This window comes from Streptomyces sp. NPDC001515 (assembly GCF_053597115.1).
Genome location: NZ_JBSFHN010000001.1, coordinates 595,026 through 618,615, shown reverse-complemented (window position 1 = coordinate 618,615; position 23,590 = coordinate 595,026). Strand labels below are relative to the sequence as shown.

The following is a 23,590-nucleotide window of genomic DNA, read 5'->3' as shown; positions in this document are numbered from 1 at the left end:
GTCGTGAAGTCGTTCGGCCCGCTCAGTCCACGAGCGCGTCGGGCTTTCCCTTGCTGCGCGGCCGTTCGTCGACCATCTTGCCCCAGACGATCAAACGGTACGTACTCGTGAATTCGGGCGTACAGGTCGTCAGGGTGATGTATCGCCCCGGCTTCTTGAACCCCGACTGCGGCGGCACGGGGTCGATGACGGAGACGTTCGACGGCGAGGTCTGGGGGAGCGTGCTCGTCATCTCGTACGTGTAGTAGGCGTCCTGCGTCTCGACGACGATCTGGTCCCCGGGGCGGAGCCGGTTGACGTAGCGGAACGGCTCGCCGTGCGTGTTGCGGTGGCCGGCGAGGGCGAAGTTGCCCTGCTTGTCCGACGGCATCGCGGTGTTCAGCGGCTTCTCGCTGTAGTGGCCGACCATGCCCCGGTCGAGGACCTTCTCCTTGCTGATGCCCTCGGCGATCGGGGTGACGACGTCGAGCTTCGGGATGTGGATGATGGCGAAGCCCTGGCCGGGGGCGAACACCCCGGGGTTCCGCTTGCCCTTGGCCCAGTCGTCCTGGATCTTGTGGGTCTCCTTGCCGGCCATCTGGTCGGCGCGGACGTTGGTCCACCACAGCTGGTACGTGACGAAGAGCAGCATCAGGACGCCCAGGGTGATGAACAGCTCCCCGACCACCCGGCTGGCCACGACGGCGGGGCTGTCCTTGGCGGCCTTGGCCGCCCTGCGCGCCTCCATGCGGGTCAGGGGCCTGCCGGGTGCTGCCGGGCCGCCGGGCGCCGCCGGGCGCCCGGCGTCCCGGCCGCGGCCCCGGGCCTTCGCCGCGCGGCGCCGCTCGGCCCGGCCGCCGGTGGGCTTTTCCGGCGCGTCCTCCCCCGCCCCCGCCCGCGCCCCCGCGTCGGGCTCGGAGCGCGGGCCGGGGACCACCACCGGAAGGACCTCCGTGGCCCCCTGGTCGGCGGGCGTGGGGGCGGCGGGGCCGGGAGCTGCCGGAGTGGGGGCGGGAGCTGCCGGAGTGGGAGCTGCCTGGGCGGGACCGGTCGGTCCGGGCTCCGGTGGAGCGCCCCGGTAAGGGCCCTGCGCGGGCCCCTGCGAGCCGTACCAGTCCCGGGCGAACCCTACGGGGTCGTACCACTCGCGCGGGGTCTCCTGGGCCGTCTGCGGCCCGTACGGCGGCTGCGGCGAGGCCGGCGCGGGCGGGGGGCCGCCGCCCTCCGGGGCTTCGCGGCGGCCGGGGATGGTGCCCGACCGGAACCAGGGCGAGGCGTGCTCCCCCGGCAGCGGATCGTTCAGCGGATCCACCAGCTGGTCGACCGCCGCCTCGAACGCGCCGGCGGCCTCGTACGCACCCGCCTCGTGCGGGCCGTCCGGTCCGGCGTCTCGTCCGTGGCGGGGTGGGGTCACGCGACGGCCTTGCCCACCACCGGCGCGAGCCCCGCCGACCTCTCGACGGCGCCGGTGTCACCGCACCGTACGAGCCAGTTGGCCAGCATCCGGTGGCCGTGCTCGGTGAGCACCGACTCCGGGTGGAACTGCACCCCCTCGACCTCCAGCTCCCGGTGGCGCAGCCCCATGATGATGCCGTCGGCCGTCCGTGCGGTGACCTCCAGCTCGTCGGGGACGGTGTCCGGTTCGGCGGCCAGCGAGTGGTAGCGGGTCGCGGTGAACGGCGAGGGCAGACCGGCGAACACGCCGCCGCCCTCGTGGAGCACCGGTGAGGTCTTGCCGTGCAGCAGCTCGGGGGCGCGGTCCACGACCCCGCCGTACGCCACGGCCATCGACTGCATGCCCAGGCAGACGCCGAAGACCGGAACGCCGGTCGCCGCGCAGTGGCGGACCATGTCGACGCAGACGCCGGCCTCCTCGGGGGTGCCGGGGCCGGGCGAGAGCAGGACGCCGTCGAAGCCGTCCTGGGCGTGCGCCGTGGTGACCTCGTCGTTGCGCAGGACCTCGCACTCCGCGCCCAGTTGGTACAGGTACTGGACGAGGTTGAAGACGAAGCTGTCGTAGTTGTCGACGACCAGGATGCGGGCGCTCACCGCGCGGCCCCCATCGCGTCGGTGCCGTCCACCGTCACATCGCCGAACGGGAGCAGCGGCTCCGCCCACGGGAACACGTACTGGAACAGCACATAGACGGCCGCGAGGACGAGCACGAGCGAAATGAGCCCGCGCACCCACGCGTTGCCCGGCAGATGCCGCCAGATCCAGCCGTACATCCTGACCCCTCCATTCGGTACGGGACCAGAGTAAGGGGCCGGGGCTCGGCCGGGGGTCAGCTGTGGAAAGCCGCCGGTCTGCCGTCGGTCACGGGCTGGGTGGCGTCCAGGTGCGCCCAGGCGATCAGCCGGTGGCTGCTGCCCCACTCGGGGTCGCAGGTGGTCAGGGTGAGGTAGCGGCCGGGGCCGTCGAAGCCGGACTTGCGGGGCACCGGGTCGATGACGCCGATGTCGCTCGGGACGGTGCGGTAGGGCTTCCGGTCGATCCGGTACGTGAACCAGGTCGTCCCGTCGGTCACGAGCACGGCGTCACCGGGGCGGAGCCGGGGGAAGTCCTTGAAGGGGTCGCCGTAGGTGCGCCGGTGCCCGGCCACCGCGAAGTTTCCCGTCTCGCCGGGGCCGGCGGTCCCCCGGTAGTGGCCGAGCCCCTTCTGGAGGGTCTTCACCTCGGTGTTCTCCAGGACCGGCCACTCCCAGCTCTTCCCGAGGCGGGGGATGTAGAGCATCGCGAACGGTTTTCCGTCGCGGTAGGTACGGGGCACGGGGGAGGGCGCCACGGGCTCCGAGGGCTGGGGGGCCGGGGCGGGGGCGGTGACCGTGCCGCGCGCCCACTGGTCCTGGAGGTCGTCTATCTGGTGCGCGGTCGCGCCTGCGGCCTTCACACCCGTCCAGAACAGGACGTACACCACGAAGAGGAGGATCAGGGCACCGATCGTGATGCACAGTTCGCTGAACGTCCTGACGACCAGTCGCACCGACACCGGGCGGCCTCCCCGCAGCGCTCGCTACTTCACCGGCTCCGCATAGTGGAGATCCACTGTGCCCGAGTAGCCGGGAAGAGTCACCGCCTCGCGCCGGTCCACTTTCCAGCCGAGGCCGTACGCCTTCACATAGAGGAGGTAGTTCTGGATCGCCGGGGAGCCGTCGAGGGCGCTCTCCAGCTTCCCGGGGTCGCCGACGGCGGTGATCTTGTACGGCGGCGAGTAGACGCGGCCCTGGAGGATCAGGGTGTTGCCGACGCAGCGCACGGCGCTGGTCGAGATCAGCCGCTGGTCCATGACCTCGATGCCGCGGGCCCCGCCCTTCCACAGGGCGTTGACGACGGCCTGGAGGTCCTGCTGGTGGATGACCAGGTCGTTGGGTTGCGGGTCGGGGTAGCCGGGGCTGGCGGTGGCGTTCGACGGGGCGTCGTTCAGGGTGACGGAGACGGCGCGGCCTGACAGCTTCGCGGTGCCTGCGTCGCGCTCCAGGGCCCTCAGCCGGGCGTCCTCCGCCTCCGTGCTGCCGTCGTCGCGCCGGACGAGGGCGTCGATGTCGTCGCGCACGGCGGTGACGGACTCGTCCAGACCGGCGTTCTTGTCGCTGCGCTGCTGAATCAGGTCGGAGAGCTTCAGCAGCGAGGAGTCCGTACGGATATTGGTGCCCTTGGCGGTATTGGCGCTGGTCACAAAGATGAGGCCGGCCAGGGCGAAAACGGCAGCCGTGAGCACTTTGGCCGGATGCCGGAAGGAGCGCCGGACCGGCCCTGGGGGAGAGTCGGCAGAATTGCTCAACGTACCCTTATCTCCTTCGGAGCCACGGAAGCACTACGCTAACGGACGCCCGGGGGAGGCAGCATTCCCCCTCGCGCCCCGCACCGGCGCCAGCCACAGATCCCTGCGCGGTCACGCAGCGCATCGACAGGAGAGTTCCTCGTGCCGAAGTCACGTATCCGCAAGAAGGCCGACTTCACGCCCCCGCCGGCGAAGCAGGCGACCGCCATAAAGCTGACCAACAGCAGCTGGGTCGCGCCGGTGATGCTGGGGTTGTTCCTCATCGGTCTGGCCTGGATCGTCGTGTTCTACGTGACCGACGGCGACCTCCCGGTCCCGTCCCTGGGGAACTGGAACATCGTCGTCGGCTTCGGCTTCATCGCCGGCGGCTTCGGCGTCTCCACCCAGTGGAAGTAGCTCCGGCCCTCTCGTAGGACCACGGCGGGCACTCGTCCCGCAACCCTTGCCCTGAGTTACCCACAGCGTTATCCACAGGCGGGGGAAAAGGTCAGACGATCTGTGGATAACTCCTCGGCCGTTGACGCCGGTGTGACTGCAACCACCCGCGATGCGGGCGGTACGCCCCTTGCCCCTGCTGGAAAATCCCAGTTCAGAGGCGAGGGGCGCAGTTGTGCCCACAGAATGCACAAGATCGGATGCAAGCTGTGGACAACTTCGATCAGAAACGATCCACAGCGGCCTGGTCTCCTGGTCTCAGGACGTCAGCACGGCGGAGCGGGCGATCACGATGGCCACGATCGCGACCAGGACCGCGGCGCAGGTGGCGAACTGCACCAGGTTCCGCCGCTCTCTGGGGGCGTGGACCATGCCGAAGCCGATGAGCACCCCGGCGACCAGCCCGCCCACGTGCGCCTGCCAGGCGATGCCGCCCCAGGGGTTGAAGGTGATGACCAGGTTGATCGCGAGGAGCGTGAAGACCGGCCGCATGTCGTACTTGAGGCGGCGCATCAGCACCACCGTGGCGCCCAGCAGTCCGAAGATGGCGCCGGAGGCGCCGAGCGACGGCTGGTTCTCCGCGGCGAGCCAGTAGGTCAGGGCGCCGCCCGCCAGCCCGGAGAGCAGATAGAGAGCGAGATAGCGGACCCGGCCGAGCACCGCCTCCAGCGGGCCGCCCAGCCACCAGAGCCCCAGCATGTTGAAGGCGATGTGCCACACCTCCTGGTGCAGGAACATCGACGTCACCAGCCGGTACCACTGGCCCTCGGCGATGCCCTCGGGCGGACCGCCGTAGTAGAAGTTGGCCCGGCCCAGCAGCACCAGGTCGTCGACCAGCGCGGTGCCCTTGGCCAGGACCAGGACGAACACGGCCACGTTGATCCCGAGCAGGATCTTGGTGACCAGGCGGGGATCGGCCGCGACCGCGCCGCCCGCGAGGGTGCGCGGGGTGGTGGCGGCCGGGTGGTGTCCCGTACCGGAGCCCTGGCGGACGCAGTCCGGGCACTGGAAGCCGACCGAGGCGCTGACCATGCAGTCGGGGCAGATCGGGCGGTCGCAGCGGGTGCAGCGCACCCCCGCCTCGCGGTCCGGGTGGCGGTAACAGCCGACCGGGCCGCCCACGGGCTGCGGCTCCTGGCCGGCCGGCGGCTGCTGGTCCATCGGTTCCCTCACGTCCCGGTCTCCTCGGCCTCGGCACGGGGACGCGCACGGCACCGCCCCGCGCGTCCCCTTGTCATCAAGTACGGACGGGCGGGGCGGTTGGTTCCCGGACGGGGAGACCGGAGCGTGACCGGGAGGTGACGGGACGCGAGCGGCGGGCGCGGAACGGCTCCACCGGCCGGGCCTTCCCGGCCGGGCCGGCCTTCCACCCGCCCGGGCCGGCCTTCCACCCGCCGGGTCGGTCCTCCGCCGGCCGGGTCAGCTGTCGCGGCTCTCCACGACGACCGACTCGATGACCACGTCGTTCACCGGGCGGTCGGTGCGCGGGTTGGTCTGGGCCTCGGCGATGGCGTCCACGACCTTCTTGCTCGCGTCGTTGGTCACCTCGCCGAAGATGGTGTGCTTCCCGGTCAGCCAGGCGGTCGGCGAGACGGTGATGAAGAACTGCGAGCCGTTGGTGCCCGGACCGGCGTTGGCCATGGCCAGCAGGTACGGCTTGTTGAAGGCGAGGTCGGGGTGGAACTCGTCCTTGAACTCGTACCCCGGGCCACCGGTGCCGTTGCCCAGCGGGTCGCCGCCCTGGATCATGAAGCCGCTGATGACCCGGTGGAAGACGGTGCCGTCGTACAGCCGGTCCGTGCTCTTCTTCCCGGTCGCCGGGTGGGTCCACTCGCGCTCGCCGTTGGCGAGCTCCACGAAGTTCTTGACGGTCTTGGGCGCGTGGTTCGGCAGGAGCCGGATCTCGATGTCGCCCTGGTTGGTCTTCAAGGTGGCGTAAAGCTGCTCGGCCACGGTCTGCCTTCCGTAAGTCTGCTCTGACGTCCGTCGATCCTCGCACGGCCCGGCCCGCCGGACGGGCGGCCGCGCGGGGCAGGTGCGCCCCCGCACCCCCCTGCGCCCCCCGTTCACCTCCGCCCGCCGCCTGCTCACCAACACCGGCCGCCCGTTTCACCACCGCCCACTGCCTCTTCGCTCCGCCCCCGCCGGATTCGTCGTCGGGCCTCGCGGGAAGACACGGCGGCCGGTATGACCCGGATGCCCGCTCTGCGTGCCTCGGCGGCGCTCCACAGGCATGATCTCGGAATGGGTGGAAAGGCGGAGTACCACCCGCCACCAAGGAGGAGGATCCCGTGACCCGCATCGACAGCGTGCGCGCCGCAACCGACTCGGCGAGGGACAGCGTGCAGCACGCCGCGGTAGTGGTGGCGCCCTACGCCGACTCGGCCAAGGAGCAGGCCGCCCACTATGCGAACGAGGCCCGCGCACTGCTCGCCCCCAGGGTGTCCAAGGCAGCGCAGCAGGCCCGCGTGCAGTACGACGCACACCTCGCCCCCCGCATCGAACTCGCCCTCGCACATGTCCCGCCCAAGGTCGACGAGGCCGCCCAGCGGGCCGCGCTGCGCACCCGCCGGGCCGCCCGGAGCGCCGCCGACTACACCGTCCCGCGCGTCGAGCAGGCCGTCGCGGCGAGCCGTCCGGTCGCCGAGGAGGCCCAGGCCCGCAGCGCCGCGGCGCTGGCCGCCCTGCGCGGCCAGGTCTCGGCCGACGAGATCAGGAAGCTGAGCCGCAAGCGCGAGCGGCGGGCCCGGTGCGGCCGGGCCTTCAAGGGGCTCGCCGTGGCCGGTCTCCTGGCCGGTGCCGCCTTCGCCGCCTGGCGGTGGTGGGACAAGCAGGCCAACCCCGACTGGCTGGTCGAGCCCCCCGCCCCCACTGAGGTCGACGACCGCGCCCCGCTGACCTCGGTCGACGACGAGGGGGAGCCGATCCTGGACCCGGAGGTCCGGGCCAAGCAGGCCGACGCCGAGGCGGACGGCGGGGTCACCGGCGACGACGAGGGGGAGAACGGCCGCCCCTGAGCGACCGCCACCGCGCCGCGCGACGACCGGGCGCCGAGGACCGACAGGGTCCTCGGCGCCCGGTCCGTCGTGCGGCGCCGCACCGCCGCACACCCGTCCGCTGTGCGGCTTTTGAGGTCTAGACCGGTGACGGAACAACGGCGTTCCACGGACCGGACGGGCCGCCCCTCGCAGTAATGACCCAGTAACGGCACCTTCCTAGGGTGCGGGCACCTCGTACCTTCCCCCGGAGGAGTGCCCGATGCCCCTGCCCCGACCGCCCAGGCGCAGACGCGCCGTGTGGGCGGTGGCCTCGCTCGCCGCGGCCACCCTGCTGACCACTCCGCTGCCGGCCCTGGCCGCGGACTCCCCCTCCCCGGCCACCTCCGCCAAGGTCGACGCGGCACTCACGAGCGCGGTGCGCGACGGTGGCGACGCCACGTTCTACGTCGTCCTCAAGGACCAGGCCGACCTGACCGGGGCGAAGAGGCAGAGGACGCACGCGAAGCGGGCCACGGCCGCGTACACCGAGCTGCGCGCGCACGCGAAGACCTCGCAGCGCTCGCTGAACGCCTTCCTCGACAAGAAGAAGGTCGGCCACGAGGACTACTGGATCGCCAACACGGTCAAGGTCACGGGCGACCAGGCCCTCGTGGACGAGATCGCGAAGCGCTCGGACGTGGCATCGGTCGTCAAGCAGCACGCGTTCAAGCTCGACGACATCGAGACCTCCGACGCGAAGGTCACCGCCTCGCGCGCCGCCGCGCTGGGCACCGACTCGTCCGCCGACGGCACCGACGCCCCGGCGTGGGGCGTCTCGGACATCAAGGCCGACCAGGTCTGGGACCAGTACCAGGACCGCGGCGAGGGCATCGTCATCGCCAACGTGGACTCGGGTGTGCAGTACGACCACCCCGACCTCGTGGCGAACTACCGCGGCAACAACGGCGACGGCACCTTCACGCACGACTACAACTTCTACGACGCGAGCGGGCAGTGCCCGACGAGCGCGCCGTGCGACAACAACGGCCACGGCACCCACACGATGGGCACGATGGTCGCCAAGAACGGCCTCGGTGTCGCGCCGAACGCCAAGTGGATCGCCGCCAAGGGCTGCGCGTCCGACATCTGCTACGACGACGAGCTGCTCGCCGCCGGCCAGTGGATCCTCGCGCCGACCGACCACAACGGGCAGAACCCGCGTCCGGACCTGGCCCCGAACATCGTCAACAACTCCTGGGGCAACAAGGACACCAGCACCCCGTTCTACGAGGACATCCTGGCGGCCTGGGACGCGGCGGGCATCTTCGAGGCTTTCGCGGCCGGCAACGACGGCGACGGCGTGACCTGCTCGACCACCCACCCGCCGGGCGCGCAGGCCGACTCCTACGGGGTGGGCGCCTACGACGTGAACGGCAAGATCGCCGGCTTCTCCGGCTTCGGCCCCTCGCCGACCGACGGCAGCGAGAAGCCGAACATCTCGGCCCCGGGCGTCCAGATCCCGTCCACCTGGCCGGGCAGCTCGTACAACACCATCAACGGCACGTCGATGGCGACCCCGCACGTCGCGGGCGCGGTCGCGCTCCTGTGGTCGGCGGCCCCCTCGCTGATCGGCAACATCGAGGAGACCCGCAAGCTCCTCGACGAGGGCGCGCGTGACGTCGACGACACCCACTGCGGTGGCACCGCCGGCATGAACTACGTGTGGGGCAACGGCAAGCTCGACATCCTCGCCTCCGTCGACAAGGCCCCGCACACCGCGGCCGTCGTCAGCGGCAAGGCCACCGACAGGGCGACCGGCGCCGCGCTGCCCAACATCACCGTGAAGTCCACCGACGCGGCCGGCGCGGTCCGCACGGTCACCACCGGCACGGACGGCACCTACCGCCTGCCGCTGGCCGCCGGCACCTACTCCTTCGCGTTCACCGGCTACGGCTACGCGAGCGGTTCGGCCGCCGGTGTCACCCTGGCCGAGAGCCAGGCGTACGCCCAGGACATCGCGCTGACCGCGGTGCCCAGTCACCAGGTCTCCGGCACCGTCCGCGACGTCACCGGCAAGCCGCTGCCCGGCGCCACGGTCGAACTGAACGGCACGCCTCTGCCCGCCGTCACGACCGACGCCAACGGCGCGTACGCCTTCAAGAAGGTGGCCGAGGGCTCCTACCGCCTGGCCGTGAAGCCCGCCGCCCCGGTCCTGTGCAACGGTGTCTACACCGGGGACGCCACCGTCGCCACCGCCGACCTGACGAAGGACGTGCGGGTCCCCAACCGCACGGACAACTCCGGCAACATCTGTGCCCCGGCCGCGTACTCCTGGATCGCGGGCTCCAAGAAGGTCGCCCTGACCGGTGACGAGGACTCGGCCACCGTCTCGCTGCCCTTCCCGGTGAAGCACTACGGCGTCTCGTACTCCACCGCTTCGGTCACCACCGACGGTCTGATCAACTTCCTGTCCGCGCGTGTCGGTGACTACAACAACACCGCCCTGCCGACGACCGGCGTCAACGGCGTGAAGGGCATCGTCGCCCCGCTCTGGGACGACCTGACGCTGGACAAGAAGTCCTCCGTACAGACCGCCACCACCGGCACCAAGGGCAGCCGCACGTTCGCCGTCGTGTGGAACAACGCCGCCTACGCCAACGGCACCGCGGGCCGCGCCACCTTCGAGGCCGTGTTCGACGAGGCCACCGGAGCGGTGACCTTCCAGTACAAGACCGTCGCCGACCAGGGCGCGGGCGCCACCGTCGGCCTCGCGGACCAGTCGGGCGCCGACGCCTTCCAGTACGCGTACAACCAGCCCGTGATCGCCGCCGGCACCGCCGTCGTCTTCACCCAGGGAGCGAAGTAATGAGAGCCCAGCACTCCCGGCGGGCGCTTCAGCTCGCCGCCGGCCTCGTCGCGGCGGGTCTGTGCCTGACCGCGGCCCCGCAGGCCCTGGCCGCCGACAGCGGTGACGCGCCGATGAAGCTGACCAGCGCCCAGGCGAAGAAGCTCGCGGCCAACGTCGGCCTCGACCCGTACGTCAAGGCCGAGGACACCACCGGCACGCAGAAGGACGCCCCGGACGCGTCCGCCGCGAAGACCGGCCTCGCGGCCACCGCCGTCGACCCGTCCACCAAGGTCACCATGACCGCGAAGTCCACGCTGGAAGGCGTGCGCGGTCTGGGCGCCACGGTGCCGGCCGGCCCGAAGGGCGACTACTTCTCCGTCAACAGCATGGGCAACGTCCAGCTCCACGCCGCCGACGGCAGCGAGACCTGGGCCCGCACCAGCAGCTCGTTCTACACGGACTGGCAGGTCAGGCCGCTCCAGGTCTGGCGCGTCGAGCCGTACCCGCCCCAGATCCTCATGGGCTACAACGCGGTCACGCCGTTCTCGCCGAACTCGCAGTCCGGCTACTCCGCCGGTGACCTGACCGGGGACGGCGTGCCGGACCTGGTGTTCTCGGCCAAGGTCGGCGCCACCCCCTACCCGCGGCCCTTCACGTCCCCGGGCTCGGACCTGAGCACCGGCACCTTCGTGACGGTCCTCGACGGGAAGACCGGGGCAACGGTCTGGTCGAAGCTCTACAACTACGCCTCCATGGTGAAGATCGTCGACGGCACCCTGCTGATCGCCGACGCGCCCCGGATGAGCGGCGACGCGAAGGTCCCGGCCGACGCGACCGCCACCTTGACCGGTATCCGCTTCTCGGCGGGCACGGACGGGAAGCTGACCCCGGCGCGGACCTGGACGTTCGACACCGAGGAGTCCCGGTACACCAACTGGGGCGACATCCAGGACCTCGGCAAGGGCAGGGTCGCCGTCTCCTGGAACCTCGCCAAGGCCGACGGCGTCGACGCCCGCGGCCACACCGCCGTGCTCGACACCGCCGACGGCTCGGTCACCTGGCGGACCGACAGCGTGCTCTACAGCCGCATGATGCGCGTGGACACCGGCCGCAAGCGCCTCGTCGCGATCGAGCAGTCGGACGTCAACGACGCGGTGCACTACGAGATCGCCGCGTACGACCTGAAGACCGGCCACCGCACCACCCTGAGCGGCCGCGACAACGTGCTGCCCACCGCGCTGACGGTCGGTGACCTCAAGGCGAAGGCGGGCGACGAGTACGCCGTCTCGGAGTCCTCGTTCGACGAGAACCTCTTCATCAACGCCAGCACCATCCGCGTCGTCAACGGCGACGACGCGGACAGGATCCTCTGGTCGAACACGACCAAGCGGGATGCCGAGAACGGCCACGACGCGCCCAGCACCTGGGGCCTCGGGGTCATCGACGGCAAGCTGGTCGCCTCCGCGCAGAACGACCGCAAGATGTTCGAGCCGGAGAACCGGGGCAGCCTGCGCTACGCCTCGCTCACCGTCTTCTCCGGCGGCGGCAAGGTCGTGTGGAAGTCCGAGGACGTCGCGGCCTCACCCATGTTCCAGGACCTCTACAGCGACGCCAAGGGCGCCCACGTCCGGGTGATCGACCAGGAACAGAACATCCGCACCTTCAAGCTGGGCAACGGCAAGGCGGAGAACGTCACGCCGCTCCAGGGCGACATCGCCTACGCCCAGAGCGCCGACCTGAACGAGGACGGCAAGAACGACCTGGTCATGGGCGGCTCGTCCAACGGCGTCTGGGCCTACTCCGGCCCCTCGCTGGTGAACGGCTCCAAGCCCGAGAAGCTGTGGCAGGCCACCGTTCCGGGCGGCGTCCACGACATCCGGATCGGTGACGTCAACGGCGACGGCAAGCCCGAGATCGTCGTCGCGGCCGACACCGCCACGGTCGTCCTCAACGGGAAGACCGGAAGGGCGCTCGCCACGATCGACGGCGGCGGCCAGTTCGTCCGCTCGGCCCGGCTCGCCGACCTGAACGACGACGGCGAGCTGGACATCCTCGTCGCCACGGACGCGCTGCGTGCCTACCGCGGCGACGGACACGCCCTCTGGACGTACAACGCCCCCGAGACCGCGGGCGACGTGCGCTTCTCCGACCCGTCGGTCAACGACGGCCAGGTGTACGCCTCGTACTCCAGCCTCGGCGCACTGGACCTCGCCCAGCCGACCGTGGGCGCGGTCGCGCTGAACGCCACGACCGGCACGATCCGCTGGTCCGAGGCCCCGAAGCCGCCGGCCAGCGCGGTCACCCCGATCCGCACGGCGGTCGCCAACGAGGGAGTCTTCGCCTCCGAGGAGATCCCCTACGCCGACGGCCACGCGGTCGCGTACGCCTGGACGGTCGACGCGCCGTACGAGTTCGACACCTCCGGCAACAACGGCACCGGAACCCAGATCCTCTTCGAGATCCGGGACGGCCGCACCGGCGAGGTGCTCTTCTCCAAGCTCTCCGGCGGTCTCTGGACGCACTTCAGCTTCTTCGCCAAGGACGGGGCGCTGTACGAGGGCGGCACGGCGTCCATGCGCCGCTTCGGGGCGAACGGAGCCTTCACGAACCAGGGCGTGACGCCGCAGTCCTACGGCGGCGGGTTCCTGACCGGACCCGGCGGACGGTCGCTGCTGGTCGCCGGATCCGAGGCGGGCCTGTACCTCTGGGACCCGAGCATGATCGACTCCCCTGACAGCTGGGCCCCCTCCGTCGGAAACATGCCCGTCGCCCAGGGCGCCCGCAACTACTTCGCGGGTGACCTCGACGGCGACGGTGTCGACGAGGTGCTGTCGCTGAACGGCGACGACAGCGGTCTGGACCGCACCGCCGGACTGTCCGGCGGCGGCTACTTCCTGACCGACAACGGCATCCACCAGGTCACGGCGTTCAAGCTGTCCTGACCCCACACGCGAAAGCACCCTCCGACCCGCTGCTCGCGGGTCGGAGGGTGCTTTGTGTGCTGTGGAGCCTAGGAGATTCGAACTCCTGACATCTGCCTTGCAAAGGCAGCGCTCTACCAACTGAGCTAAGGCCCCGGAAAACGGGCAGCGCACGACCGCATGCGTCATGGGCCACCGCCGCTGACCAGACTACCGGCTACCCCCCGGAAACTTCCAAAAAGATAAGGCCTCCCGGTCTTCGAGCACGCTCCGTAAGATGCACGACGAGGTTCGCAGCAGCGAAGCCGCAGCGAAGGGGAGACGCCATGGATGCAGCGCAGCAAGAGGCAACGGCCAGAGCGAGGGATCTTCAGCGCAGTTGGTACGGGGAGCCGCTGGGCGCGCTCTTCCGCCGGCTGATCGACGACCTCGGACTCAACCAGGCCCGGCTCGCCGCGGTGCTCGGGCTCTCCGCCCCCATGCTCTCCCAGCTGATGAGCGGCCAGCGGGCGAAGATCGGCAATCCGGCGGTCGTCCAGCGCGTCCAGGCGCTCCAGGAGCTGGCGGGGCAGGTCGCGGACGGCAGCGTCAGCGCGGGGGAGGCCACGGACCGCATGGAGGAGATCAAGAAGTCGCAGGGCGGTTCGGTGCTCACGAGCACCGGGCAGACCTCGACGACCGGCGGCGCGCCCACCGTGCGCCGGGTGGTGCGCGAGATCCAGTCGCTGCTGCGGTCGGTCGCGGCGGCCGGCGACATCATCGATGCCGCCGACTCCCTCGCGGCGACCCAGCCGGAACTGGCAGAGTTCCTCAGGGTGTACGGGGCGGGCCGCACCGCCGAAGCGGTGGCGCACTACGAGGCCCACCAGAGCTAGCCGGGGTGCATGGCGCGCACGGCGCCGTGCACGGGCGTACACGGACGGACCGGGACAGGGACGGAGAGCGGGCGCAGCGCCATGGGTGAGGTCTTCGCTGGTCGGTACGAGCTGGTCGATCCGATCGGACGCGGTGGGGTCGGCGCCGTCTGGCGTGCCTGGGACCACCGGCGCCGCCGCTACGTGGCGGCCAAGGTGCTCCAGCAGAGCGACGCGCACACGCTGCTGCGCTTCGTGCGCGAGCAGGCGCTGCGGATCGAGCACCCGCACGTGCTCGCCCCGGCGAGCTGGGCGGCGGACGACGACAAGGTCCTGTTCACCATGGACCTGGTGACCGGGGGTTCGCTGGCCCATGTCATCGGCGACTACGGGCCGTTGCCCCCGGCGTTCGTGTGCACGCTGCTCGACCAGCTGCTGTCCGGTCTGTCGACCGTGCACGCCGAGGGGGTCGTGCACCGGGACATCAAACCGGCCAACATCCTTCTGGAGGCGACGGGTACGGGCCGGCCGCATCTGCGGCTGTCCGACTTCGGCATCTCCATGCGCAAGGGCGAGCCCCGGCTGACCGAGACCAACTACGTGGTGGGAACGCCGGGTTACTTCGCGCCCGAGCAGATGATGGGCGCCGAACCGGACTTCCCCGCCGACCTGTTCGCGGTCGGCCTGGTCGCCCTGTATCTGCTCCAGGGCCAGAAGCCCGACTCCCAGGCCCTCGTCGAGCACTTCGCGTCCTACGGCACGCCCAGCGCGCCGCAGGGCATCCCCGAGCCGCTGTGGCAGGTCCTCGCGGGACTGCTCCAGCCGGACCCGCAGGCCCGGTTCCGGACGGCGACGGGGGCGCGCAAGGCGCTGGCGGCCGCCGCGGAGATGCTGCCCGAACCGGCGGTGGACGACGAGCCGGTGGAGGTCTTCGACCAGATCGGCCCGCTGCCCGCCGGATTCGGCCCGGAGGGACCGATCCCGGCCGGCGGGCCGTCGGGCGGTCAGAACCCTGGACAGCCGGTCGCGGCACAGCCGTTCACGGGGTCGTCGTTCACGGGGTCGGCGGCCACCGGCTCCGCGTTCACGGGGCCGGCCTTCACGGGGCAGCCGACCGGGGGACAGCCCGGTGACCGGCAGACCGGGGGTCAGCAGCCGTACGCGCCGCCCCCGCCGCCCGCGATGTCGGAGACCGGGAGCTTCCATCTCCCGCCCCCGCCCCAGCAGTCGGCCCCCGGTCCGTACCCGACGCCCACGGCGTCGACGTACGCCGCGCCGCCCCCGCAGGACCTCTCGCAGGCACCGACGGCGGCCGTACCGCAGGAGCAGCCGCCGACGCGCGCCTACACCGCGCAGCACCCCCTGGCCCCGCACGCCTCCCCCAGCCCGCCCGTCCCGCAGGGCCCGGCCGCCCACGCGGTCCCGGCGGCGCGGCCGGGACCGTCCCCGAAGGTGGCGGCCTCGGTGCTGCTGCTGGCGCTGGTCTGCTTCGCGGTGGGCATCTGGGCGTTCACCCAGGCCTGAGGCCGGATTTCTGGGGCCGAGGCCCGGGGCTCCGGACCCGGCCTGCTACCAGGGCTGCGGCGGCTGCCCGTACGGCGGTTGAGCGGGTGCTGCCGCTGTGGCGGCGGCGCCGGCCGCGCGGCGCCTGGCGAGCAGGGTCCAGACGCCGAGGCCCAGGACGAGCACCGTGCCCGCGCCGACGCCCGCGGCACCGATCAGCTTCATCGTGCCGCTCTCGTCGGCCGCCGCCTGCGGGCCGCTGCGGCCGGTGCGCGCGAGGTCCTTGTCCTTCTTGGTCACGGCGAAGATGCCCGCGTCGCCCGCGTACGGGGAATCGGCCGCGTCCCCGGTGACCTTCACGGACACGGTCAGCGGGAGGGGCTGGTCGCCGTAGTCCTTGGCGACCTTCGGGCTCAGCGACACGGACAGGTAGTACCAGCCCGCGAAGCGCATTCCGCTCACGTCGTCGGCCGAGGCCAGCCGGTTCGCGTACGCGACGGGCGGCAGCGGGTTCAGCGAGACGGAGCCGGGCTTGCCGGTGTACGACAGCGGGGAGGTCGCGTCGACGTGGCCCCGGGCCGGGTTGGCCAGGGACATCGCGAGGGCGTTGCCGACGAAGCCGTTCCGGCCGGAGGCGGTGCTGTTGCCGAGGCCGACCGTGGCGAAGAGCTGCTGCCCCCAGTCCACCGGGACCCGGTAGAACAGGGTCTGCCCGGGGGCGATCTCGTCCTTCCACTCGCCCGTCTCCAGGCTCACCGCGTCGTAGTAACCCGCGCCGCCGTGACGGCGGTTGTCGGTGGCCGGGGTGGGCGGGGCCGGGGAGACGGACGGCCAGTCCGTGGGCGCCTGCGTGGGCATCGCCTGTCCGTCGGCGGGCGCGGGCTCGGCGTCGTAGCGCAGCTCCAGCTCCCACGGCTCGGTCGAGGAGGTGGCCGCGCTCTCGCGCTCGACCAGGACGTTGTACGTGCCGGCGGCCTGGCAGATGCCGCTGTCCTTGTCCACGGTCCGGTAGGCGTACGCGGCGACCGGGTGCGGGAAGTCGGCCGACCGGAAGTGCCCGTCGCCGGAGCTGCACCGCAGGTCGGAACCGTCCCTGACGCTGACCGTGATGCCGTCCCCGTACGCGACCTTGCCGCCGGACGGGGGCACGACGACGGCCGAGACGTAGGCGTTGGTCCGTGCGTCGAGGTTGAGCCGGTAGTAGAGCTTCTGCCCGGCCTTGATCGTGGAGCGGTAGACCGAACCGGCCGTCAGTTCCGAGGCGTCGGTGTTCACCTCGGCGCCGTTCACCGTCTTCGCGCCCGGGTCGAAGCCGTACCCGGCGCCGGCCGCGTACGCCTGCCCCGGCAGCGCCGCCACCGCGCACACCGCCGCGGCCGCCGCCAGCGCCACCCGGCCCCTGCTGCGCTGCCTCATCACGCGCTTCCCCTCGTCGTCCGTGCCGCCGTGCCCCGCGGCGGCTGCGTCCCTGCACGGCACGGCGGGCACCCCGGCCAGGACGGCCGCACCGGCAACAGCCGCGACGCCGGTCCATCCTGCCCCTCCGGCACCACCGCTGTCTGCGGACGCGATCGAATCGCCCCTCTTGTCCGCCGCCCCCGGGGCCGGAACCCCGCACCCCTTCACTCCAGCAACGTAATGATTCGCGTACGTGAACCCAAGAGCACAGGAGTCACGGTCCCGCAACAGCACGAAGCCCCGGCCGCGTCAGCGACCGGGGCCCCGTAACGGACTGTTCCGTCTCACACACCCGAACCTGCGGGCACGGAGTCGGTCGCCTCCGTCCACAGATCCTGCTCGGCGCGATCCGCCTGGATCTGGCGGTACACGAGGAGCCCGCCGATGGCGGCCAGTGCGACCAGGAGAAGCTTCTTCACCGCGCGACCTCGTCTTTCCTTGGCTTAAGGGACTTCTGCTGCCCGACTATACACATCGGCCGATATCGGCCGGTGACCTCCCCGCAACCCAACTGGAGCCCGCCGGCGAGCGATCACCACCGATGTGTGCGTCCCCCCGCCACGGGCACCGGCCCCTCCCCGGAGGCCCTCCCCGGGCCCGGTTGAACCATACGAGTGGTGTTCATCTGAAGAACGGCATATCGGCGGCGTCGCTCCACGCAATCGCGGGCCGGATCCACATCATCGGAAAGGTAAGCAAACCGGACCACCCGAAAGTGAGGGGCCATGAGCACCTTCAAGCCCAGGAACATCTGGACCGCCCTCGTCACCGCCTTCTTCGCCCTCCTCGCCGCGCTCGGCTTCGCGAGCTCCACCGCCTCGGCCACGGAAGCCACGGTCACGGAGCCGGCGACCACGACCCAGAAGCACACGGCCCCGGTCCCCGCAACCGTGACCACCCCCTCGGTCCGATGGACCCTTCCGCGCGACCGGGCCCTTCCCCCCACGATGAAGCAGCGCATCCGCGCCGAGGCCCACGGCTCCTCCCCCGCCACCCGCCTCCTCGCCCCCGACACCCTGAACACCACGCACGCTCCCCACGGCACCCACGCCGGACCGGGCCACCCCTCCTCCCAGGACGGCGTCCCGCTACCCCCCTGAGCACGCGGCACCACGCCCCGGCGAGGCCCCTGCACCGGATCTCCGGCAGGGGCCTTCTTCATGCCCCGGTACGGGGCCGCGGGGGCCTTCTTCACGCCCTGACCCGCGCCCGGCGGAAGGCGCGGCGTCTCCGTCCAGCGGGCTCGGGTCGTCAGCACCCGGCGACCGAGTACATCCGGTTCGAGCACGCGTGCACCGGCCGCAACGTCACGGCAGGCGAGGATGTTCGCCGGCTCCCCAGGACGACGAAGGGGTGGACCTCCTCGCCGCACCCCGGCACTCCCTCCCGAGCCCGGGACGACCGAAGCACCACGCCCCCGGCACCGCACCCGACTCGTCACCCGCGAGCGCCCCGCCGCAGGACCTCCTCACACCCGCGTACGCCCCCGCCGGGCCCCGCGTACGACGAGAACGAAGACCACGCGGACGGCCATGAGCACGGTCGTCACGGCGAGCACGGACGAGACAGCCTCCAGGACCGTGTTCCAGGCGCCGGGCACGTCGAGCAGAACGGCGAGTTCACCCAGGGCCGTCGAGAGGCCGAACAGGAACGGCAGCCATCGCCAGTGGGTCCGCGCACCCGGCCGGACCGGGCGGGACGACCGCACGCGCCGGCGGCGGGCCAGGAGGTCCAGGACGACGCTCAGCAGCATCAGGAACACCGGCACCCAGAGATCCGACCAGACGACCTCGACCTGCATGAACGCTCCCCCTCGGACCACCGGACGGCCTCTTTCGCGCTCTTCTGACGGAGATCGTCGGCAATCTGCGCTACCGAGCTTTCCGCCACGATGCCGCTGTCGAGCCGCAGAAGTATCGCACCACGGTTTGGTGCGTCAGGCGGGCCCGGCCGCTCTGCGCAGCCGGGCCCGCGTCAGCATCAGGACGTGACGAGAGTGATGTCGGTGCTCGGGAAGCCGGTGCTGACGGTCACCGGGTAGTCAGGGTCGTCCGCCCTGCCCACGCCCCGGAGTACGGCGGCGCCGGGCTTGAAGGACGCGGTGGGATCGATGTTGCTGGGGAAGGAGACGGTCCACGGGACCGGAGCCCCGGGCTCGCAGACGACGACCAGGTCCTCATGCGAGCCGGTCGCGGTTTCGCTCTTCTGCGTCTGGTAGGCGCTGGCGGTGAGGGTGATGCGGGCTGGTTTGTTGCAGTTCACCGCCCCGCCGACAGTGATCTCGCCGGTGTGGGTGTCGACCGTGCCCGTGGTGTTCAGACTCATGCCGATGGCGAGCTCCGCCGGCGGCTCGGCCATACGGGCGTGGAACTCGCCGCGCACGGGCAGCGTGGAGCCGCTGCAATACCGCTCGAAGGTGGCGTCGATCTCGCTGATGTAGCCGTAGGGGCCGTAGGCGATGTGGGAGACGGTGAAGGAGCCGGTGCCGGTGTCGCAGTACCGGTCGGTCGAACTGAGCTCCAGCTTGGGGTCCTCCGGCTGGGCGTTGGGCCAGCTGGAGGCGTTGGTGTATGTGGTGCCGGACGTCAGCTTCTGGCCGTAGGGGGCTTCCATGTGCAGGTACCAGCGCTCGCCCTCGGGCGTCACGACCGTGGTGCCCACGGCGGACTCGGAGACCGGCCCCGAGATGTCGAACATCTCGGTCGTCTCGGGCGTGTAGCTGTACGACTGACCGCCGGAGATGTACTCGCCCGGTTCTCCGCTGAAGCTGAGTGATCCCGTCACCGCCTCGTGGGCCTCCGCCGTGCCCGTCAGCGGTGCCGCCGTCACCGCCAGGGCCACGGCCGCCGTGAGGACGGCCGCCGTACGGGCCAGGCTGAGGCCCAGCACGCTGCTTCTCATCACGCTTCTCCTTCATAAGGAGCGGTCCCAGTCCTGATGGACCGGGCTGTCTCACGCACACGGCTACCGAATGTCAGGTACCGATCAAATCGGTCCGAGGGGGGCGGCGAATGATCTCCTCGGCAGCACGAGTGGGAACCTAACACCCGCCTCTGACAGCGGGCCGAAGGCAGGAGCGCGGCGCGCAGCGGAGCGCAGCCGGGGCTTGATGAGCAGAGAAACCTGTTACTGCCCGGGGGCTTCAGGAGCGCGGCGGGAGGATCGACCCCGTGGGCTTCTCCCGGACCTTCGACGCCTTGGTGAAGCGAGCCGGCGTCCGCCGGACCACGGTGCGGCATGCTCGGCACACCTGCGAGACGCAGAAGACCACCTACTCACGTGAGTAGGTGGTCTTCTTGCTGGTGGGGCTAACAGGATTTGAACCTGTGGCCTCATCCTTATCAGGGATGCGCTCTAACCAACTGAGCTATAGCCCCGCCGCGCTTTTGCGTCGCGCTGACTTCTGAAGATTAGCGCACGTCGGGGCCAGTCCCAAAATCGATACCCGAGGGGCTACTCGTCCTCGGCGAGCGTGAGCTCGACGCCGCCGACGAAGCCGGCGGACAGGTTGTAGATGAACGCGCCCAGGGTCGCCAGCGCGGTGGCCAGCACCACGTCGATCACGGCGATGACCGAGGTGAAGATGAGCACGCGGGGCAGGGACAGGAAGGCCTGGAGGTCGAAGCCGTTGCCCTCGTTGGAGCCGGTGGCCTCGCTGATCGTGCCGCCCACGGTCGAGAAGACGCCCATGGCGTCCATGACCATCCACAGCACGGCCGCCGCGACGACCGTGCAGATGCCCAGCGCGATGGAGAGCAGGAAGCTCACCTTCATCACCGACCACGGATCCGCCTTGGCGACCCTCAGGCGCGCCTTGCGGGTACGCGGAGTGGTCCGCGCCCCCGTACGGGGCCTGCGGGCGCCCTGGACCCCCTGGACCGCCGACGGCGGGACGCCCGGCTGGCCGCCGCGGGGGCGGCCGCCGTGCGTTCCGCCCTGCGGCGGCGAGGGATAGGCCTGCGGCGGGTGGTACGGGCCCGCCGGGGCCGGTGCGGGCTCGCGTTCGCCGGGCAGCGGCCCGGTCGCGTAGCCCTCGTACTGGGGCTGAGGGCCCCGGGTGTCCGTCACAGTGCCCCCTTGGGAGTCCGTGGCGGGGCCACGGGCACCGCTCCCGCCGGCTCCTGAAGCGGCCGAACCGGCGCCCGTGGCTCCACTCACGCTCTACTCCTCGTGCTCCCCGGTCGAGGACGTGGTGTCCTCGACGCTGCCGTCGACCGTGCCCTCGGCGGTCGCCTCGGCGTCGGTCGTCCCGCCTTCGGCGTCGTCGGGACCATCGACCTCGTCGGCCTCGCTGCCCGCCTCGGCGTTGCGCGCGATGCCGACCACGGCGTCGCGCTTGCCCAGATTGATCAGTTGGACGCCCATGGTGTCACGGCCCGTCTCCCTGACTTCATTGACTCGCGTACGAATCACACCACCGCCGAGCGTGATGGCGAGAATCTCGTCCGACTCCTCGACCACCAGCGCGCCGACCAGCGAGCCCCGGTCCTCCACGATCTTGGCGGCCTTGATGCCCAGGCCGCCGCGGCCCTGGACGCGGTACTCGTCGACGGGGGTCCGCTTCGCGTACCCGCCGTCAGTGGCAGTGAACACGAAAGTACCGGGCCTGACGACATTCATCGAGAGCAGTTCGTCTCCCTCACGGAAACTCATGCCCTTGACGCCCGAGGTGGCACGGCCCATCGGGCGCAGCGCGTCGTCCGTCGCGGTGAACCTGATCGACTGGGCCTTCTTGCTGATGAGGAGCAGATCGTCCTCGGCCGAGACCAGCTCGGCGCCGATCAGCTCGTCGTCCGCCCCGTCGGCGGTCTCGCGCAGGTTGATGGCGATGACGCCGCCCGAGCGGGGCGAGTCGTAGTCCTTCAGCGCGGTCTTCTTCACCAGGCCGCCCTTCGTGGCCAGGATCAGGTACGGCGCCGCCTCGTAGTCGCGGATCGCCAGGATCTGCGCGATCTGCTCGTCGGGCTGGAAGGCCAGCAGGTTCGCCACGTGCTGGCCGCGCGCGTCCCGGCCGGCGTCGGGGAGCTCGTACGCCTTGGCGCGGTAGACCCGGCCCTTGTTGGTGAAGAAGAGCAGCCAGTGGTGGGTCGTGGACACGAAGAAGTGGTCGACGATGTCGTCTTCCTTGAGCTTCGTGCCCCGGACGCCCTTGCCGCCGCGCTTCTGCGAGCGGTAGTCGTCCGTCTTGGTGCGCTTCACATAGCCGCCGCGGGAGATCGTGACGACGATGTCCTCCTCGGCGATCAGGTCCTCGATGGACATGTCACCGTCGAAGGGCACCAGCTTGGAGCGCCGGTCGTCGCCGAACTTGTCGACGATCGCCGCCAGCTCCTCGCTGACGATCTGCCGCTGCCGCGCGGGCGAGGCCAGGATCTCGTTGTACTCGTTGATCTTGGCCTGGAGCTCGTCGTGCTCGGCGGTGATCTTCTGGTGCTCCAGCGCGGCCAGCCGGCGCAGCTGCATCTCCAGGATCGCGTTCGCCTGGATCTCGTCGATCTCCAGCAGGCCCATCAGGCCCTCGCGGGCGATCTCGACGGTCTGGCTGCGCCGGATCAGGGCGATGACCTCGTCGATGGCGTCCAGGGCCTTGAGCAGGCCGCGCAGGATGTGCGCGCGCTCCTCGGCCTTGCGCAGCCGGAAGCGGGTGCGCCGGACGATGACCTCGATCTGGTGCGTCACCCAGTGGCGGATGAACGCGTCGATCGACAGGGTGCGCGGCACCCCGTCCACCAGCGCCAGCATGTTGGCGCCGAAGTTGGTCTGGAGGTCGGTGTGCTTGTACAGGTTGTTCAGGACGACCTTGGCGACCGCGTCCCGCTTCAGGACGACGACGAGGCGCTGACCCGTACGCGAGGAGGTCTCGTCGCGGACGTCCGCGATGCCGCCGATCTTGCCGTCCTTCACCAGGTCGGCGATCTTCTGCGCGAGGTTGTCGGGGTTGGTCTGGTACGGAAGCTCCGTCACCACCAGGCACTGGCGGTTCTGGATCTCCTCGACCGCCACGACCGCGCGCATCGTGATCGAGCCGCGCCCCGTGCGGTACGCCTCCTCGATGCCCTTGCGGCCCACGACCAGCGCACCGGTCGGAAAGTCCGGGCCCTTGATCCGCTCGATCAGGGCCTCCAGCAGCTCCTCCTGCGAGGCCTCCGGGTGCTCCAGATACCACTGGGCGCCGGAGGCGACCTCGCGGAGGTTGTGCGGCGGGATGTTCGTCGCCATGCCGACCGCGATGCCCGCCGAACCGTTGACCAGCAGGTTCGGGAAACGGGCCGGCAGGACCGTCGGCTCCTGGTTGCGGCCGTCGTAGTTGTCCTGGAAGTCGACGGTCTCCTCGTCGATGTCCCGGACCATCTCCATGGACAGCGGCATCATCTTGCACTCGGTGTACCGCATGGCGGCGGCCGGGTCGTTGCCCGGGGAACCGAAGTTGCCGTTGGAGTCCACCAGCGGCATCCGCATCGACCACGGCTGCGCCAGGCGGACCAGGGCGTCGTAGATCGAGGAGTCGCCGTGCGGGTGGTACGTGCCCATGACGTCACCGACGACGCGGGCGCACTTGTAGAAGCCCTTCTCGGGGCGGTAGCCCCCGTCGTACATCGCGTACAGCACGCGGCGGTGGACGGGCTTGAGGCCGTCCCGCACGTCGGGCAGGGCGCGCGAGACGATGACGGACATCGCGTAGTCGAGGTAGGAGCGCTGCATCTCCGTCTCGAGCCCGACGGGCTCGACGCGCATGCCCACGCCCTCGACGGGCGGAACCTCTTCGGGCGTCACGGGGGCGGGGGTGTTCTCGTCGGCCATTGCTGGTCAAAATCCTTTCGCGCTGCGGCTGC

Annotated in this window: 20 protein-coding genes, 2 tRNA genes and 1 pseudogene; 8 read left to right on the top strand and 15 right to left on the bottom strand. The window is 70.9% G+C overall.

The genetic code is table 11. The features are described from left to right. Nucleotides 1-22 precede the first annotated feature (22 nt). From ACWCXC_RS02815 to ACWCXC_RS02795, 5 genes are read right to left on the bottom strand one after another with little or no spacing between them, the layout of a single operon-like run. Nucleotides 23-1,393, bottom strand: coding sequence for a class E sortase (locus tag ACWCXC_RS02815; protein WP_450886182.1), 1,371 nt, complete (start codon nt 1,391-1,393; stop codon nt 23-25). Continuing rightward, nucleotides 1,390-2,028 (bottom strand): aminodeoxychorismate/anthranilate synthase component II, encoded by a 639-nt coding sequence (locus ACWCXC_RS02810; RefSeq protein ID WP_450683832.1) that lies wholly within the window; start codon nt 2,026-2,028, stop codon nt 1,390-1,392. Before ACWCXC_RS02810 ends, ACWCXC_RS02815 begins: the two co-directional genes overlap by 4 nt. Then, nucleotides 2,025-2,207 (bottom strand): hypothetical protein, encoded by a 183-nt coding sequence (locus tag ACWCXC_RS02805; RefSeq protein ID WP_450683831.1) that lies wholly within the window; start codon nt 2,205-2,207, stop codon nt 2,025-2,027. Before ACWCXC_RS02805 ends, ACWCXC_RS02810 begins: the two co-directional genes overlap by 4 nt. A 56-nt stretch (nt 2,208-2,263) precedes the next feature. Further along, a complete protein-coding gene (locus tag ACWCXC_RS02800; RefSeq protein WP_450886179.1) occupies nt 2,264-2,968 on the bottom strand; it encodes a class E sortase in 705 nt (234 codons plus the stop codon). 24 nt (nt 2,969-2,992) lie between these two features. After that, nucleotides 2,993-3,760, bottom strand: coding sequence for a DUF881 domain-containing protein (locus tag ACWCXC_RS02795; protein WP_450683829.1), 768 nt, complete (start codon nt 3,758-3,760; stop codon nt 2,993-2,995). Between the two features lie 141 nt (nt 3,761-3,901). Between ACWCXC_RS02795 and crgA the strand changes: the two genes are divergently transcribed. Beyond that, entirely contained in the window at nt 3,902-4,156 is a 255-nt protein-coding gene (crgA, locus tag ACWCXC_RS02790; protein ID WP_450683828.1) for a cell division protein CrgA, read from the top strand. A gap of 297 nt (nt 4,157-4,453) precedes the next feature. On the opposite strand, the gene ACWCXC_RS02785 is transcribed toward crgA, so the two are convergent. Next, nucleotides 4,454-5,356, bottom strand: coding sequence for a rhomboid family intramembrane serine protease (locus ACWCXC_RS02785; RefSeq protein ID WP_450683844.1), 903 nt, complete (start codon nt 5,354-5,356; stop codon nt 4,454-4,456). 258 nt (nt 5,357-5,614) lie between these two features. After that, the gene (locus ACWCXC_RS02780; RefSeq protein ID WP_450886176.1) at nt 5,615-6,148 is read right to left on the bottom strand and encodes a peptidylprolyl isomerase; all 534 of its coding nucleotides are present in this window, start codon (nt 6,146-6,148) and stop codon (nt 5,615-5,617) included. Between the two features lie 338 nt (nt 6,149-6,486). Here ACWCXC_RS02780 and ACWCXC_RS02775 point away from each other — a divergent pair, with 338 nt between their 5' ends. The 3 genes from ACWCXC_RS02775 to ACWCXC_RS02765 all read left to right on the top strand — a co-directional run bounded on the left by ACWCXC_RS02775 (nt 6,487) and on the right by ACWCXC_RS02765 (nt 12,963). After that, the gene (locus tag ACWCXC_RS02775) at nt 6,487-7,212 is read left to right on the top strand and encodes a DUF5324 family protein (RefSeq protein WP_450683826.1); all 726 of its coding nucleotides are present in this window, start codon (nt 6,487-6,489) and stop codon (nt 7,210-7,212) included. Nucleotides 7,213-7,453: 241 nt separating this feature from the next. Beyond that, nucleotides 7,454-10,039, top strand: a complete 2,586-nt coding sequence (locus ACWCXC_RS02770; protein WP_450886173.1) for a S8 family serine peptidase — start codon at nt 7,454-7,456, stop codon at nt 10,037-10,039. Beyond that, a complete protein-coding gene (locus tag ACWCXC_RS02765; protein WP_450886171.1) occupies nt 10,039-12,963 on the top strand; it encodes an FG-GAP repeat domain-containing protein in 2,925 nt (974 codons plus the stop codon). Before ACWCXC_RS02770 ends, ACWCXC_RS02765 begins: the two co-directional genes overlap by 1 nt. Nucleotides 12,964-13,025: 62 nt before the next feature. Here the strand turns inward: ACWCXC_RS02765 and ACWCXC_RS02760 are convergent. Beyond that, a tRNA-Ala gene (locus ACWCXC_RS02760) sits at nt 13,026-13,098 on the bottom strand. A gap of 170 nt (nt 13,099-13,268) precedes the next feature. Here ACWCXC_RS02760 and ACWCXC_RS02755 point away from each other — a divergent pair. After that, complete coding sequence (locus ACWCXC_RS02755; RefSeq protein WP_450683823.1) at nt 13,269-13,817, top strand: helix-turn-helix domain-containing protein; 549 nt, start codon at nt 13,269-13,271, stop codon at nt 13,815-13,817. A gap of 81 nt (nt 13,818-13,898) precedes the next feature. Further along, the gene (locus ACWCXC_RS02750) at nt 13,899-15,320 is read left to right on the top strand and encodes a protein kinase domain-containing protein (protein WP_450683822.1); all 1,422 of its coding nucleotides are present in this window, start codon (nt 13,899-13,901) and stop codon (nt 15,318-15,320) included. Nucleotides 15,321-15,365: 45 nt separating this feature from the next. On the opposite strand, the gene ACWCXC_RS02745 is transcribed toward ACWCXC_RS02750, so the two are convergent. Beyond that, on the bottom strand, nt 15,366-16,715 hold the full coding sequence (locus ACWCXC_RS02745; RefSeq protein WP_450886169.1) for a hypothetical protein: 1,350 nt from the start codon (nt 16,713-16,715) through the stop codon (nt 15,366-15,368). A 326-nt stretch (nt 16,716-17,041) separates the two neighbouring features. After that, complete coding sequence (locus tag ACWCXC_RS02740) at nt 17,042-17,176, bottom strand: DLW-39 family protein (protein ID WP_003958712.1); 135 nt, start codon at nt 17,174-17,176, stop codon at nt 17,042-17,044. Nucleotides 17,177-17,482: 306 nt separating this feature from the next. Between ACWCXC_RS02740 and ACWCXC_RS02735 the strand changes: the two genes are divergently transcribed. Both ACWCXC_RS02735 and ACWCXC_RS02730 read left to right on the top strand, forming a co-directional pair. Next, the gene (locus tag ACWCXC_RS02735) at nt 17,483-17,857 is read left to right on the top strand and encodes a DUF6344 domain-containing protein (protein ID WP_383631330.1); all 375 of its coding nucleotides are present in this window, start codon (nt 17,483-17,485) and stop codon (nt 17,855-17,857) included. Beyond that, nucleotides 17,854-18,096, top strand: a pseudogene (locus tag ACWCXC_RS02730) (DUF6879 family protein); the annotation flags it as partial. The gene ACWCXC_RS02735 and the pseudogene ACWCXC_RS02730, both read left to right, overlap by 4 nt. Nucleotides 18,097-18,225: 129 nt before the next feature. Here the strand turns inward: ACWCXC_RS02730 and ACWCXC_RS02725 are convergent. The 5 genes from ACWCXC_RS02725 to gyrA form a co-directional block, all read right to left on the bottom strand. Further along, the gene (locus ACWCXC_RS02725) at nt 18,226-18,558 is read right to left on the bottom strand and encodes a hypothetical protein (RefSeq protein WP_450886166.1); all 333 of its coding nucleotides are present in this window, start codon (nt 18,556-18,558) and stop codon (nt 18,226-18,228) included. Between the two features lie 179 nt (nt 18,559-18,737). Next, entirely contained in the window at nt 18,738-19,658 is a 921-nt protein-coding gene (locus tag ACWCXC_RS02720; RefSeq protein ID WP_450886164.1) for a hypothetical protein, read from the bottom strand. Nucleotides 19,659-20,057: 399 nt separating this feature from the next. Then, nucleotides 20,058-20,134 (bottom strand) — tRNA-Ile (locus ACWCXC_RS02715). Nucleotides 20,135-20,210: 76 nt separating this feature from the next. Beyond that, a complete protein-coding gene (locus ACWCXC_RS02710) occupies nt 20,211-20,825 on the bottom strand; it encodes a DUF3566 domain-containing protein (RefSeq protein WP_450683818.1) in 615 nt (204 codons plus the stop codon). Nucleotides 20,826-20,918: 93 nt separating this feature from the next. Next, nucleotides 20,919-23,558 carry a DNA gyrase subunit A gene (gene gyrA, locus ACWCXC_RS02705; protein WP_450886162.1) on the bottom strand — a complete coding sequence of 880 codons (2,640 nt, stop codon included), beginning with the start codon at nt 23,556-23,558 and terminating at the stop codon, nt 20,919-20,921. Between the last annotated feature and the right edge of the window lie 32 nt (nt 23,559-23,590).